Source organism: Legionella busanensis, assembly GCF_900461525.1.
Taxonomy (GTDB): Bacteria; Pseudomonadota; Gammaproteobacteria; order Legionellales; family Legionellaceae; genus Legionella_C; species Legionella_C busanensis.
The window spans coordinates 1669302-1682438 of record NZ_UGOD01000001.1; the positions used below are offsets into that span (position 1 = coordinate 1669302).

Here is a 13137-nt window from a genome sequence, read left to right on the forward strand (position 1 = left end):
ACTTAGAAATTGCGGATAAATTCTACAGTAAGTTTTATAATTATCAATCTATATATTTAATGATCACTGAGTGTCAGTTGATATTGTTATGAGCTATGATTATTGCGAGAATTTTGCTTTTTTTGAGAGGAAAATGTTATTCTACTAAGCGAAAATTTTAGGGGACGTTATGAAGCAAAAGTATTTCACTAGCCGCTTTATCAAAGAAAGTGTACATTTTTTATTGCTCGCTTTTTTTCTTTTTGCTGGTCGTTCTGCAATTGCTGATTGGAATCGCATTCCTTCAGGTTCCATGGAACCTACCTTATATATTGGCGATTTAATATTGGTAAATAAATTAGCTTATGATTTAAAAATTCCCTTTACAACGACGCATCTTGCCACATGGTCTGAGCCTAAGCGTGGCGATATTGTAGTTTTTTATAAACCACAAGATGGGCAACGTTTAATTAAACGGGTTGTAGGTACACCAGGGGACACCATTGCGATGAAAAATAACTATCTCATCATTAATGGTCAAGTCACTCATTATCAATTACACAACCAATCCTTACCCTACATATTGCCTGCAGATGAGCAGCAACAAGCTATTGTTGCCACTGAATATTTGGATAAAAAAGAACATACTGTAATGGCTTTGCCCTCTAGGAATGCATTGCGAACATTTGGACCGGTTAAAGTACCAAAAGGTCAATTTTTGATGCTGGGTGATAACCGCGATTATAGTGCTGATTCACGCTATTTTGGTTTTGTACCGCGTAAGCAAATTATAGGTAAAGCAGAGCGTGTGCTTTTATCATGGGACAAAGAAAATCTTTATAAACCAAGATTTAAACGTTTTTTTCAGCAATTAATTTAGTAAGTAATGTAAGTAAATGATGCCAATTAAATGCTCAGTGTTTATTGCTACGAGTGTGGATGGGTTTATTGCGCGACAAGATGGTGCTATTGATTGGCTTATAGAGGCTAATACCCAAGCTGCAAGTGCTGAGGACGGTGGGTATAGCGCTTTTATTCAAACAGTTGATGCTCTAGTGATGGGTAGAGAATCCTTCGCCAAAGTATTAACCTTTAATAAATGGCCTTATGATAATTTGCCAGTCATTGTTTTAAGTAGTAAACCAATTGTTATCCCTCCCCATTTACAACACAAAGTGTCTAACTCTTCTGAGCCGCCAACTGTTTTAGTAAACCGTTTAGCAAACCAAGGATTTAAACATTTGTATATTGATGGTGGTAATACTATTCAACGCTTTTTAGCTGAGAATTTAATTAATGAGCTTACTATAACCCTCACGCCTGTTTTAATTGGTTCAGGCCGCACCTTGTTTGGATATTTACCACAAGATATGCCATTAAAACATATAATAACAAAGAACTTAAGTGGTGGATTTGTACAACTAAAATATCGTATTTAATACCTTATTTCACAGTTATTTGAGTGTTTGGCAAGGGGGGCAGTGTCAGTATGTCTATTTTTAAAAGACTTATTAAAAATTATCGTAAGTCTTCCGAAAATCGTATTCAGTTTATTATTTTTTTAGGGTTTGTTATTGTACCTATTATTGGTATGGCGTTACTCTACATTATTGTCAATATATTTTGGCTGTAGTTCCTATGTATAGCTTTGTTTGCGCTAATCTAGTTGGCTTGAGCTAATAAGCTCTGGTTGCCTTGCCAAAGAATAGGTAGCGCTATAGGGTTCAATCCAATTTATTACTTGTGCTCGCTTTCTTTTCTTCCTGTTCTGCTGATAACACTACAAGCTGCTTGGGCTGTTGGCAAAATAGTCATTTCAGTAATGTCTATATGTAAAGGGCGGGTTAGGGCATAAAGTACGCCATCAGCAATATCATCTGCAATGAGAGGAGTAAAATCCTGATAAAATTCTTTTGCGCGTTTTTCATCATTCCAACGCACGATACTAAATTCAGTTTCTACGGCGCCTGGAGCTATTTCAGTGACACGCACACTCGTCCCTGCTAAGTCAAGACGCATTGATTTGGTAATAGCCCTGACCGCATGTTTTGTAGCTGCATAGACATTGCCATTTGCATAAACATCTTGTCCAGCTATAGAGCCAATATTCACGATATGGCCTTGATTTCTTTTGACCATATTGGGTAATACCTGGCGACTTATATAGAGTAAACCCTTAAGGTTGGTATCAATCATGGTATCCCATTGACTCGAATCGCCTTTGTAAATGGGATCCGTTGCTAAAGCTAAACCGGCATTGTTAATCAGAATATCAATGAGTTGCCATTGGGTAGGCAAGGATTGATAAAAATTTTCAACTTTATCTTTATCGCGAATATCCAACTCAATCGGTAAGACATCAATAGAATAATTATTTTGCAATAACGTAGCTAACGCTTCTAAGCGGTCTAACCGTCTTGCTGTTAAGATTAAATTAGCGTTTTGGGCAGCTAAAATTTTAGCACAAGCTTCGCCAATTCCACTTGAGGCGCCGGTAATTAAGACAGTCTTATTTGCTAAAGAAATGGCCATGGTCACTTTAAATTCACAGTTCCCGCGTAAGCTGGGATGATAAAAATTGAAAAGAATTATAGCGTATCTTTCTTGGCGTGCAAAGAATGCTAAGTAGTTGCCAGATAACAATTAAATTCATACTATCTTATTTTAATTTTTTAAGAGCATGGCTATGCAACTCTCAAAATCCTTATTTTTAACTCTTATATTATTTTTTAATTTTACGGTAAGCGCTGCTTCAGCGGGTATTTTAGTATTAGAAACAGATTTTGGATTAAAAGATAGTGCAGTTAGTGCAATAAAGGGTGTTGCTTATTCCGTTGATGAACGTTTAATTATTTCTGATTTAACCCATGAAATCCCGCCTTATAATATTTGGGAAGGTGCCTATCGTTTATATCAAGCAGCGCCTTATTGGCCAAGTAAAACAGTTTTTGTTGTTGTTGTCGATCCTGGGGTGGGTAGTAAACGACATTCAATCGTTGCTAAGTTAAATAATGGCCAATATTTTGTCGGCCCGGATAATGGTTTGCTTACGTTAATTGCACAAAAAATTGGTATTCAATCAGTGCGATTAATTGATGAGTCGGTTAATCGTTTAAATGGTTCTGAAACCTCACATACTTTTCATGGACGTGATGTTTATGGATATACGGGCGCACGTTTGGCATCAGGTAAGATTACTTTTGCTGAAGTTGGGCCACTTTTTACCCAACCATTAGTAACATTTCCTAATCCAGAAGCAACCCTTATTAACGATAAATTGAAAGGTAAAATCATGGTCTTTGATCCCCAATATGGCAATGTGTGGACTGATATCAATCAACAATTAGCTAAGCAATTTGGTTTTGCCCCAGGTCAAACATATAAAGTAACCATTTGGCATCAACAGCAAAAAAAATACGAAAAGGAACTTACTTTTGAAAATACCTTTAGCGCCATGAAAGATAATCAAGAATTACTTTATTTAAATAGTTTAATGGATATTGCTATAGGCATTAATCAAGGTGATTTTGCAAAAAAATATCAGTTAGGTACCGGTCCTGATTGGCAAGTGGTGATTGAAAAAGTAAATAGGTATGCTTAAAAAGAAATTTAAGATGCATTTTGAAATCAAAAGTAATAAAAAATTTAGCACATTTATTTATAACAATAGATTTGTTATGGTTAAACAAAAGAAATGGACTTATTGCAATAATGTTAAAACAAGTAAGTACTGTCTGTTTAGGTATAATTTTCTACACTATTTATAATATAGGTTATACTGATTCAAATCCTTGCGTCGGTGAAAATGCTTTTATAAATATCGTTGATAGACCTAATAATGCAGATAGTGCGTGCGTAGTTCCTTTTAAGCATTTTGATTTTGAATCAGGTTATGATTATCAAAAAATAGCGCCAGGAACAGGCTATTCACATGATTTTTCGCAATCGGAATTACGTGTTGGCCTACCTTTGCAAAGCGAAGTTTTTTTTGTTTTGCCTAATTATAATTATCAATTTTCACCGAAAACTTCTGGCTTTTCGAACTCAACAATAGGTCTTAAACATCAAGTAGGTTATAACAATAAATGGATGCTTACTGCGGAAGGGGCCTTTGAATTCCCAGGTGGCAGTAAAAATTTTGGCACTAAAGCGCTCGGTGGATTTGTAAATGCCATTATCAATTACACCATTAATGATAAATTCACTTTTACTTTTGTAGCAGGGGCAAGTATTGAATCTGATCCTGTAAACGCGGGTGGACATCATTATAATAGTTTTAATCCGGATGTTATTTTATCCTATGCGTTTACTGAGAAGTTATCACTCTATGGTGAAATTTATGGTCAAACTAAAACAGGTGCCAACGTACGCAACGGATTTAATGCTGATGCTGGGGTGCTTTATTTATTACATCCTAAGGTAGTGATTGACATGAGTGCCGGCCAAAGATTGCGAGGCTATTTATATAATATTGAACATTATTTTGGCACTGGTATCTCTTTTTTAGTGTAGTTGTTTATAACTCAATTTTATTTAACTGAGGTTTACCAATGAGATTACATAATAAGGTAGCCGTTGTCACGGGCGGCAATAAAGGCATTGGCCGCGGAATTGTTGAACATTTTTTAGCAGAAGGTGCAATTGTGGTAGCCTTTGCGCGTGATAAACAAAGTTTAGCTGAGTTAAAACAAACGCATCCACAAATCCTGGCTGTGAATGGCGATGTGACAAAAGAGCAAGATTTAAAGCGATTATTTCAAGAAACTGAACAAAATTTTGGTAAAATTGATATTTTGATTGCAAACTCAGGCGTGGGAGAGCGCGTTTCAGTGGCTGACATGAAAGAAGCAGATTTTGATTATATGGTGAATATTAATTATAAAGGCACTTATTTCACCGTTAATCATGCACTCTCTCATTTAAATGATGGGGCAGCAATCATATTAATTGGGTCAGTTGCGGCGTACATAACATTACATAGCCACAGTATTTATTCCTCCACGAAGGCAGCTATTATTAAATTAGCTGAGAATTTTGCTCGTGACTTAGCAGTACGTCGTATTCGAGTTAATAGTATTTCACCTGGTATTATTGAGACCCCGATCTTTAATAAAGCCTTAAAAGAAGATCCAGATTATTTAAAAAAATGGCAATCATTAGTGCCCATTGGGCGCATTGGTACGCCATTAGATATTGCTTATGCTGCTTGTTTTTTAGCCAGTGATGAAGCTACATATATTACTGGTTCTGATTTGGTTATTGATGGCGGCCTTTTAGCCAATTATCAAGATCCTCTGGCAAATATAATTCCTTAACTTACTGGCATAAGCCCTAGATTAAATATTTTAATTTAATGAAAAACTAAGTCCTAAGTCTTGTTTTAATGCATTTTGGTAAACGACTTCAGCAACGCTTAAATCTTGAATAGCAAGACCAACCGATTTAAACACAGTCAACGAGGACTTATAATTTTCATTTCTATTTACTAGCCAGTGGCCAATTTCAATGAGATCTTCTTGTTTTAATTGCTGTTGGTTAATGGCTGTAATGATTTCACCGGCTTCCTTTAAAGCTGCTTCTATTTGATCAACAATAACCACCGCTTCTTGCAAGACATTGAAATTGATTTCTTGCATGAACGGCGTATGCGAGCCAATTGCATTAATGTGAGCATTAGATTTTAACATTGATAAATCAATAAGTGCCTTTGTGCTGCTGGTAACTGTACAAATCACATCGGCGTCTTTAACCGTATCTGCTACGTTAGTGTGTACTTGTACTTTATATTGACTAGGGATCCGTTCGGCAAAGTGTTCAGCATTAGCTATAGAGCGAGACCAAATAGATACCTGTTTAATTGGACATACAGCAGCTACCGCTTCTAATTGCATATAAGCTTGGGCACCTGAACCGATAATAGCTAAATGTTCTGCATCTTTTTTAGCAAAATACTTAGTGGCTAAACCAGAGACGGCGCCTGTACGCAAGGCTGTTAAATAACTGCCATCCATTAATACTTTAGGCTCGCCAGTTAGAGCATCAAGTAACATAATAAAGCCGGTAATGGAGGGCTTATGTTTAGTTAAATTTTTTGGAAAGATAGAGACAACTTTAAGCCCTAATGCTTTATTGTGCGCTAAATAAGCAGGCATGGCTAACGTTAATGCATCCTCTTCTGCAATATTAATACCCATTCTTAAAGGCAATTTAACTTGTTGACGAGCTAGTTGAATAAAAGCATCTTCAAGAGCATCAATAGCTTCTGGCATCGATATAGATTGTTTGACTTCATTTAAAGACAGTAATTTTAAGCTCATGGATTAATTTTAAATTGAGAGTATCTTAGTTAGTTATTGTGAGTTTTATTATAAAGAAATGCAATGCCGATCATATAAATGCGCAAGGTAACTATACTAATAATAAAATAAACGATTTAGGCTGCTTCATTTAAGTAACTTAATAAAGGATTATTTTATGGAAAAATGCATTCATATTGGTTGCATTATCGGCACGCGCCCTGAAATTATTAAAATGTTTCCTATTATTAAACGCTTAAAAGCGTGCTCATGGGCTAAAGTTACTGTGATTAATACAGCACAACATCGCAGTCTTTTAGATGATATCTTAATCTCTTTCCAAATTACACCTGATATTGATCTAAATACCATGACTATTAATCAGTCATTAGGTACTTTAACCAGTAATTTGTGTAGTAAACTTGAAGCACTTGTTTTGGCGCATAAATTTGATGTTTTGTTAGCCGCAGGCGATACAACGACGGTTTTTGTTTCAGCCCTAACAGCTTTTTATCATAATATTTATTTTGGTCATATTGAAGCAGGGCTAAGAACGTATAATACGCGAGAACCTTATCCTGAAGAGATTAATCGTGTTTTAACAGCCCCACTAGCTACTTGGCATTTTGCACCTACCCAAGAAGAAAAAGATAATTTGATTCGCGAAAATATTTCGCCGACAAAAATTATAGTGACGGGTAATCCTGTCATTGATACTTTGTATTGGACATTAAAAAATACTACCCATAATGGTCAATTTAAGCATCTTAATAATATTGTTATAGTAACTGCGCATCGACGTGAGAATTTTGGCCAGCATTTAGAAAATATTTGTGCAGCAATTATTAATTTAACTAAACGGTATGATTTGAACTTTGTTTTTCCTGTGCATCCTAATCCGCATGTACAAGCCGTAATTAATAATATGTTAGCTAAAAACTCCAAAATTCATTTAATCTCTCCTTTGCGTTATATTGACTTTGTGCATTTAATGCAACAATGCATGCTAATCATGACTGATTCTGGGGGTATCCAGGAAGAAGCGCCTGCCCTAAGTAAGCCTGTTTTAGTATTAAGACATACTACTGAAAGGCCTGCCATTATTACCGAAGGTGTTGGCTTGTTGGTTGGGACTGAAAAAGAGAACATTATAAACACCGTTGAGAGCCTCCTTGAAGACCCCAAAATATATACTTCTCTTGCTAAAGGGATTTCGCCTTATGGTGATGGGCATGCAAGTGAAAAAATAGTGAATTATTTACAAGGAGTTTTGTTGTAAATTACTCACTTAAATCAATTAATACAAATTGCGTTTTTAACGGATGTAATCTTTCTATGATGCTTTCAATGAGCAATTCATTGGTAGGATCGGTAATGCCAATGATGACTTGTTCATCTTTTTCATTATAATCCACTAAATAACTATTTTTACCTTCTAGCCATTTAATTAACTTGCTTGACACATTTTTTGGCGCAACAATAATATTTTCTTTGGCAACAAGTTCTAAATTATATTGATTAGCAATAATTTTAAGAAGTCTTTTCTCATCAACAAAATTTAACCTAGCTAATACTTTACCTAATCGTTCACCCGTTTTTTGTTGTTCAAGAATAGCTACTTTAAGTTGCTCAGGGGAGATAATGTTTTCTTCTACGAGAATATCTCCTAATCGGCGGCGATAGGGTGTAAGAATATGGCTGCCTGGAAAAACATGGTCTGTTTTATCCCAGGCAGGCTGTCTGGCTGTGGATTTAGACGTTTTTTTAGGCTCTACCGCAAGAAAGTATTGTTTATAAGCACGAAGTATGGCATGCAAATTTAAAATATTACCATAAAAAGCACGTGGAATTGATAACCAAGCAGGTATAAGACTATAAACGCGATAAAGGCCAATAAAACGTTGTAGCATGCGTTCAAGCATGAGTAAGGTGCTAATAATAACTAACACCCAAACCCAAGGATAAAGATTTAATTGCTCTTGTAACGATGGGTAAGCTGGATTATTAAATGTTAAGAGGCTATAAACTATCCAAAATAGAAATACTACATAACCAAGGCCATTAATGAAATGGGTAATAAATGCTTTCCGATCATGGGCAAGCGTAAAACGAACCCGCCAAAATTTAGGCCATTTTGTATGTACCCATTCTTGAAATACAATACCTATTATCCAGCGCGCTTTTTGCCGAACTGCTTTTTTATATTCTGTTGGAAATAAAGCACGCGTTGCAATATATTCTTTTTTTCGCTTTAAAACATAACGCTTTTTAAAAAATCCCTTTTGCTCCCATTTGAGTCGTTCAATTGACTGAACAAGAAAAATTTGTTTAAGTCCCTTAATGCGAAGGGTTAACGAAGTACGATAATCTTCAGTCAGAGAATCAATCGAAAAAGGTCCTTTGGTTAAGGGATCTTCAATAATTTCGAGTGCTTGCCTTGAAAAAGCAGTGCCAACGCCAGCTGAAGGAACATGACCATGTATTGCTTCACGGACGATCAGATCTTTAGTATGAATTTCCGCAAACTCATCTGCATAAACCCAATGCGTAAAATTCCAGTAATTAACTTCCAGCGGAAACATAGGAATCTGGATCATATCTTTGCGAGGAATTAAATAATTATAAAGCTTAAATGATAAGGGATGTATAACATCTTCTGAATCGTGAAAAACAAAGATATCAAATTGAATGCCTAAGGTTTTTTCAAATTCTTTTACGTGATTATAAATACCATTTAAGTTGGCAGCTTTAGTGGTAGGCCCAGGATCTGGCCCAATAACACATTGTACGTTTTTAATATAGCTTTGGACTCGTTGCACTTCAGCAACGGTATCTGGGTCATTGGGGTAGGTGCCTACGAATAAATAATAATTGGTATAATCAATGGCATAGCAATTATTCATTAACATGGTTGCAATAACATTAGCTTCATGCCAGCAGGCTACTAAAACTGCGACATATTTTTCTGGTTGATTAACTAAATCTTCATAAGTTAACGGTTTATATTTCCTCGTTTTCCATTTCCGAATGAAATAGCGCGACCAATAATAAATATCAAAAAATAAATCATCTGTGCCCGAAACTAAAAATAGACAGGCAAAGAAAATAAGAAAGTACCACATGACTAAAAAAAGAATGATTAAATAGGTGTCTTCCATTACACTCGCACATAGTATAAAAGTTGCAACATTTTATTAGTATAGTGCTTTCCATACGGATTTACCGAGCCACCTGCGGGTAAATAGGTACCATTAATGTAATCAAAGCGTATTTCGATGCGAAAGCGGTTAGATGGAATAAAGCCTACGCCAGGTCCATATTCCACGAGATTATTAAAAAATTCCCGCCTAGTATCTTGAAAAACGCGTCCTAACATATAAATGTTAATAATACTTGCATGATATTGCAGAATACGGATGCCTTGGCGAGTAATAAAAGTACCAATGACGTTATTATCATATCTAGAAAAGTAAGTAATATCACCATAGAGTGTACTGTAATAGTCAGGACTAATACGAAATGTATCGTAATAAGCAGGCTTAGTACCAAATTCATTATAATACATCAAACCGCCTCTTAAATCCCCACGCCATCTATTTCGATTGCGATAAACCAAATCATATGCTTGTCCTGCTTCCAGCCAAGCCACTAAAGGAAAATTTTTTAAAGGATTTATGGAGCCGCCAACACCCATGATACGCACATTATCCTCATAGATTTGTGGTAAGTCCCCTGCTATGTTTGTTTTATTATCATCCGTGCGTCTAAAATTAAAGTAAACCCTTGAATGTAAATCGTTATTAAATTCTAACCCATAGCGAGCTATAATAGGGCGAACCGTTAAGCCAAAGCGACTTTGGGTAAAGGGCGTGAAAAATAGCTCGCCAAAATAAGGCGGGGGTAGGACTTTAGTTTGTAAGCCTGCTAAATTAGTCAACGCATTTTGTGCTTTGAGTTCTAATTCTTTATTGCTGCTTAAGGTTGCTAATTTAAAATATTGATAAGCCTGATATTTATTAGGTGTTTGATCATATAAATAGCCTAATTGCATCGCAATTTCTGGCTCATGTGTTAAGTTATAGACACGGGTGAAATATAAAATAGCATCATTAGATTGTTTAAGTTCAATGGCTAAAAAGCCAGCTTCTTTTAAAGCGAGCGTGTTATTAGGGTATTTTTGTGCAATCTTTTGAATGGCTTGCCAGGCAAGTTTTTTATCACGTTTTTTTAAAGTATAAAACTCATCTAATAGTATTAGTGCTTCATTTGTAGTTCCTTGAGGTGGCGTAAATTTATTTTGTGGTTGATATGCGGGGTTTTTAGCTTCTGCCATCTTAAATGGATTGCTATTTTCCATCTGTGCTGGACTTTGCAAAAAGCTTAATGATTTTAAAGCTGTAGTACGAATTTTTGTGTCTTTAGCTTGTGCTGCGATTAAAAAGTAATATCTAGCTTGCGCTTTATGGCCTAGGCGATAATAAAGATACGCAATTTGGAGAGCAATTTGCTCAGAAGATAGCTCTTGGTAGGTTACTAAAAAGAAAGGAATTGCCGCTTTGGTATCATTTAATTGCAATTTTAAATAGCCCATTTCTTGATTTAGAAGGGGATTGCGTGGCTCTAAAAAAAGTAATACGCTAAGAATTTGTTCGGCAGCCTGGGTATCTTCGCGTTTTAATTTATAAAACCAATTTAAAAAAATGGTATTAATAAGTGGTTTGCCAGCAGCACCCATTTTACTGCTAGGTTTGGCTATGGTAATAGCGTAAGTGTTATAATTAGGGATAAAAGAAGTCATTTTCTCTAGCACCCGCGATGCTTGAAATTTTATAAGGTGATTTTGGTTTTGCTTTGCTAAAGGCTCTAAATATTGAAATGCATTTTGCCATTCGCCAAATTCATAATAAATTTGTCCTGATTGCAAAGGATACTGTAGATTATGAGGTTCTAACTTTTGTAAGTGCTGAATTAATGGTAAAGCAGCTTGAAAGTTTTTCTCTTCTAAATACAACTGGCTTAACTCTTGTAAAGCACGAGTATTATCTGGGTCTTGCTTTAAAATAATTTTTAAAGCCTCGCTAGCCTTTTCTTTGTTAGTTTTACGTAGTGCATAATATTGATTAAATAAAATTTGTGGGTCACGTTTTAAATGTTTAATTTGCTTATTGGCTAAGTAAATAAAACTTAATAAAATCAGAAAAAAAATAAAAAGAACAAATAAAATTTTATTTTTAAGCATTCAACTTGCATTCCTATTGCTGCTGGGAGAAATTGGCTACTCCGTCTATATTAATGATTTAAAATAAAAATTTACACTTTTTAATGATTAATTTAAGTTTCTTAGTTACAAGCTGCATTAATTTTTTGTGCCTTAGTTAATGCGCGCTTAACAGCCTGTTGGCAAGCTTTGAAACTTACCCGTTGAAAATGATGTTGCAAATAGGCGCTTAAATGCGGCCAGGTTGTTTTATTAAGAGAAAAACCAACAGCATCCATATTTAAAAACATACTAACCACACTAACATCAGCAATGGTAAAACTATTATTTACCAAATAGTTTTTCTTTATCAATTGACTATCTAGAAAAGTTGCCACCGGTGGCAATTGCTTGTTTAAAGCTGTTTCAATTGCATGTAAGTTAGTTTGTCTACCATATAATGGTGCAAGCACCTTTTGATAATAAATAGGCGCTAAGGCGGTAAATAAAACCGTATCAGCATATTCTTCAAACCATAATGCTTGTGCATAATCTTGCGCATCATTAGGATAAAATCCTGGTGTAGGATATTTTCGTTCTAAATATGCACAAATAGCTGAAGAATCGGCAAGCATAAACTTACCATCTTTAATTGCTGGTATCTTTTTTAAGGGACTGGCGTTTAAAAAAGCGACATTTACATAATCATATAAGGTGATTGGGTCATTAACAAAACGAATTTGCTTTTCTAATAATAAAACAAAAGGTTTATGTACAAAAACCGAAGCAGGATCACCATATAAAATCATCAGTTAGGGCTTTGTGAAAAAAAATTAAATCCTATTTAATCATCAATTGAGTTAATTAAAAAGGATAGTTTATCGCTATTATCTAGATTAACTCATAAATATAGGTAAATATGTTAAAATTGCTGCTTTTCTGGCGGTTTTTAAGTTAATGAGGCTAGGAAGTTTATGTTTAAAAAAGTTATTTTTCTTCTTAATTTTTTAAATGTCTCTTACGCCATGTCATTATCTTTACCTATTAAGCCAATGTCTGATTATCAGGTAATTTCATTTTTTAATACTTATAAGACCGTGCAAATAATCAATAAAGAAAGTCTACCTCCGCCACACCGCTATTTATTAAGCCAACCTTTGTTAACACCTGCTTTGCAAAAATACTATCAATAAAAACCCATTATTCAAACGTTAGTGGCTAATAAAAATGTACATAATCAAACCTATTTACGTACTATAGTTATGCTTATTAATAAAAATAAGAAATCAAATATGTTGGGTAACAAAGTTACCAAAGTAATTGAATTAGCTTTTATTATTATGAATTTTGCCGCCTTTCCTGACCAAATTAAAAATCAGGTTTTGCATACTAATGTCCGTTTTGGTCAATTATTAATAAACTATGATATTAAGATAACTACACGTGGGCGGGCTTATTTTGCCATGCAATGTGATCAAGCCTTGTTAAGCTTAACAAATTGTGAAAAAAATAGAACGTTATATGGACGCACTAATACCATCATTAATGTTGCTAATAATCGCTGGCTTGCTCAAGTAGTATAAATTTTAATTTAGAAGACAACTTCTCAGTTAATTGGTGCAATAAAAAAGCTTAAGTAAATGATAATCTGCTTAAGCTTTCTAA

13 protein-coding genes are annotated in these 13137 nt (G+C 34.9%); 8 read left to right on the plus strand and 5 right to left on the minus strand.

Annotation, left to right across the window (positions count from 1 at the left end; genetic code table 11):
* The first annotated feature begins 169 nt into the window (after positions 1-169).
* Both lepB and DYH30_RS07515 read left to right on the plus strand, forming a co-directional pair.
* A complete protein-coding gene (lepB, locus tag DYH30_RS07510) occupies positions 170-859 on the plus strand; it encodes a signal peptidase I (RefSeq protein WP_115331063.1) in 690 nt (229 codons plus the stop codon).
* 19 nt (positions 860-878) lie between these two features.
* Positions 879-1418: a dihydrofolate reductase family protein gene (locus DYH30_RS07515; RefSeq protein WP_115332526.1), complete on the plus strand. Its 540-nt coding sequence runs from the start codon at positions 879-881 to the stop codon at positions 1416-1418.
* A gap of 298 nt (positions 1419-1716) precedes the next feature.
* Here DYH30_RS07515 and DYH30_RS07520 read toward each other — a convergent pair whose 3' ends face one another.
* Positions 1717-2511, minus strand: a complete 795-nt coding sequence (locus tag DYH30_RS07520; protein WP_115332527.1) for an SDR family NAD(P)-dependent oxidoreductase — start codon at positions 2509-2511, stop codon at positions 1717-1719.
* Positions 2512-2665: 154 nt separating this feature from the next.
* Here DYH30_RS07520 and DYH30_RS07525 point away from each other — a divergent pair, with 154 nt between their 5' ends.
* From DYH30_RS07525 to DYH30_RS07535, 3 genes are all read left to right on the plus strand, one after another.
* The gene (locus tag DYH30_RS07525) at positions 2666-3580 is read left to right on the plus strand and encodes an SAM hydrolase/SAM-dependent halogenase family protein (RefSeq protein ID WP_242604650.1); all 915 of its coding nucleotides are present in this window, start codon (positions 2666-2668) and stop codon (positions 3578-3580) included.
* Between the two features lie 110 nt (positions 3581-3690).
* Positions 3691-4491: a transporter gene (locus DYH30_RS07530; RefSeq protein WP_131740601.1), complete on the plus strand. Its 801-nt coding sequence runs from the start codon at positions 3691-3693 to the stop codon at positions 4489-4491.
* Between the two features lie 38 nt (positions 4492-4529).
* A complete protein-coding gene (locus tag DYH30_RS07535) occupies positions 4530-5294 on the plus strand; it encodes an SDR family NAD(P)-dependent oxidoreductase (RefSeq protein WP_115331066.1) in 765 nt (254 codons plus the stop codon).
* A gap of 30 nt (positions 5295-5324) precedes the next feature.
* Here DYH30_RS07535 and DYH30_RS07540 read toward each other — a convergent pair whose 3' ends face one another.
* Positions 5325-6296: an ornithine cyclodeaminase family protein gene (locus DYH30_RS07540; protein ID WP_115331067.1), complete on the minus strand. Its 972-nt coding sequence runs from the start codon at positions 6294-6296 to the stop codon at positions 5325-5327.
* 157 nt (positions 6297-6453) lie between these two features.
* Here DYH30_RS07540 and wecB point away from each other — a divergent pair, with 157 nt between their 5' ends.
* On the plus strand, positions 6454-7554 hold the full coding sequence (gene wecB, locus DYH30_RS07545) for a non-hydrolyzing UDP-N-acetylglucosamine 2-epimerase (RefSeq protein ID WP_115331068.1): 1101 nt from the start codon (positions 6454-6456) through the stop codon (positions 7552-7554).
* A 1-nt stretch (position 7555) separates the two neighbouring features.
* Here the strand turns inward: wecB and DYH30_RS07550 are convergent, their stop codons facing one another.
* The 3 genes from DYH30_RS07550 to DYH30_RS07560 form a co-directional block, all read right to left on the minus strand.
* Positions 7556-9433 carry a glycosyltransferase gene (locus DYH30_RS07550; RefSeq protein WP_115331069.1) on the minus strand — a complete coding sequence of 626 codons (1878 nt, stop codon included), beginning with the start codon at positions 9431-9433 and terminating at the stop codon, positions 7556-7558.
* A complete protein-coding gene (locus DYH30_RS07555) occupies positions 9433-11514 on the minus strand; it encodes a tetratricopeptide repeat protein (protein ID WP_115331070.1) in 2082 nt (693 codons plus the stop codon). Before DYH30_RS07555 ends, DYH30_RS07550 begins: the two co-directional genes overlap by 1 nt.
* 101 nt (positions 11515-11615) lie before the next feature.
* Positions 11616-12281, minus strand: coding sequence for a glutathione S-transferase family protein (locus DYH30_RS07560; protein WP_115331071.1), 666 nt, complete (start codon positions 12279-12281; stop codon positions 11616-11618).
* 165 nt (positions 12282-12446) lie between these two features.
* Here DYH30_RS07560 and DYH30_RS07565 point away from each other — a divergent pair, with 165 nt between their 5' ends.
* Together DYH30_RS07565 and DYH30_RS07570 are read left to right on the plus strand one after the other, a co-directional pair.
* A complete protein-coding gene (locus DYH30_RS07565; protein WP_115331072.1) occupies positions 12447-12665 on the plus strand; it encodes a hypothetical protein in 219 nt (72 codons plus the stop codon).
* 21 nt (positions 12666-12686) lie between these two features.
* Positions 12687-13055 carry a hypothetical protein gene (locus DYH30_RS07570; RefSeq protein ID WP_115331073.1) on the plus strand — a complete coding sequence of 123 codons (369 nt, stop codon included), beginning with the start codon at positions 12687-12689 and terminating at the stop codon, positions 13053-13055.
* The last annotated feature ends 82 nt before the right edge of the window (positions 13056-13137 follow it).

What these genes read in the sequence shown, in the direction of transcription:
- lepB (WP_115331063.1), top strand. Translation starts at nt 170, where the DNA reads ATGAAGCAAAAGTATTTCACTAGCCGCTTTATCAAAGAAAGTGTACAT.
- DYH30_RS07515 (WP_115332526.1), top strand. Translation starts at nt 879, where the DNA reads ATGCCAATTAAATGCTCAGTGTTTATTGCTACGAGTGTGGATGGGTTT.
- DYH30_RS07520 (WP_115332527.1), bottom strand. Translation starts at nt 2,511, where the DNA reads ATGGCCATTTCTTTAGCAAATAAGACTGTCTTAATTACCGGCGCCTCA.
- DYH30_RS07525 (WP_242604650.1), top strand. Translation starts at nt 2,666, where the DNA reads ATGCAACTCTCAAAATCCTTATTTTTAACTCTTATATTATTTTTTAAT.
- DYH30_RS07530 (WP_131740601.1), top strand. Translation starts at nt 3,691, where the DNA reads ATGTTAAAACAAGTAAGTACTGTCTGTTTAGGTATAATTTTCTACACT.
- DYH30_RS07535 (WP_115331066.1), top strand. Translation starts at nt 4,530, where the DNA reads ATGAGATTACATAATAAGGTAGCCGTTGTCACGGGCGGCAATAAAGGC.
- DYH30_RS07540 (WP_115331067.1), bottom strand. Translation starts at nt 6,296, where the DNA reads ATGAGCTTAAAATTACTGTCTTTAAATGAAGTCAAACAATCTATATCG.
- wecB (WP_115331068.1), top strand. Translation starts at nt 6,454, where the DNA reads ATGGAAAAATGCATTCATATTGGTTGCATTATCGGCACGCGCCCTGAA.
- DYH30_RS07550 (WP_115331069.1), bottom strand. Translation starts at nt 9,433, where the DNA reads ATGGAAGACACCTATTTAATCATTCTTTTTTTAGTCATGTGGTACTTT.
- DYH30_RS07555 (WP_115331070.1), bottom strand. Translation starts at nt 11,514, where the DNA reads ATGCTTAAAAATAAAATTTTATTTGTTCTTTTTATTTTTTTTCTGATT.
- DYH30_RS07560 (WP_115331071.1), bottom strand. Translation starts at nt 12,281, where the DNA reads ATGATTTTATATGGTGATCCTGCTTCGGTTTTTGTACATAAACCTTTT.
- DYH30_RS07565 (WP_115331072.1), top strand. Translation starts at nt 12,447, where the DNA reads ATGTTTAAAAAAGTTATTTTTCTTCTTAATTTTTTAAATGTCTCTTAC.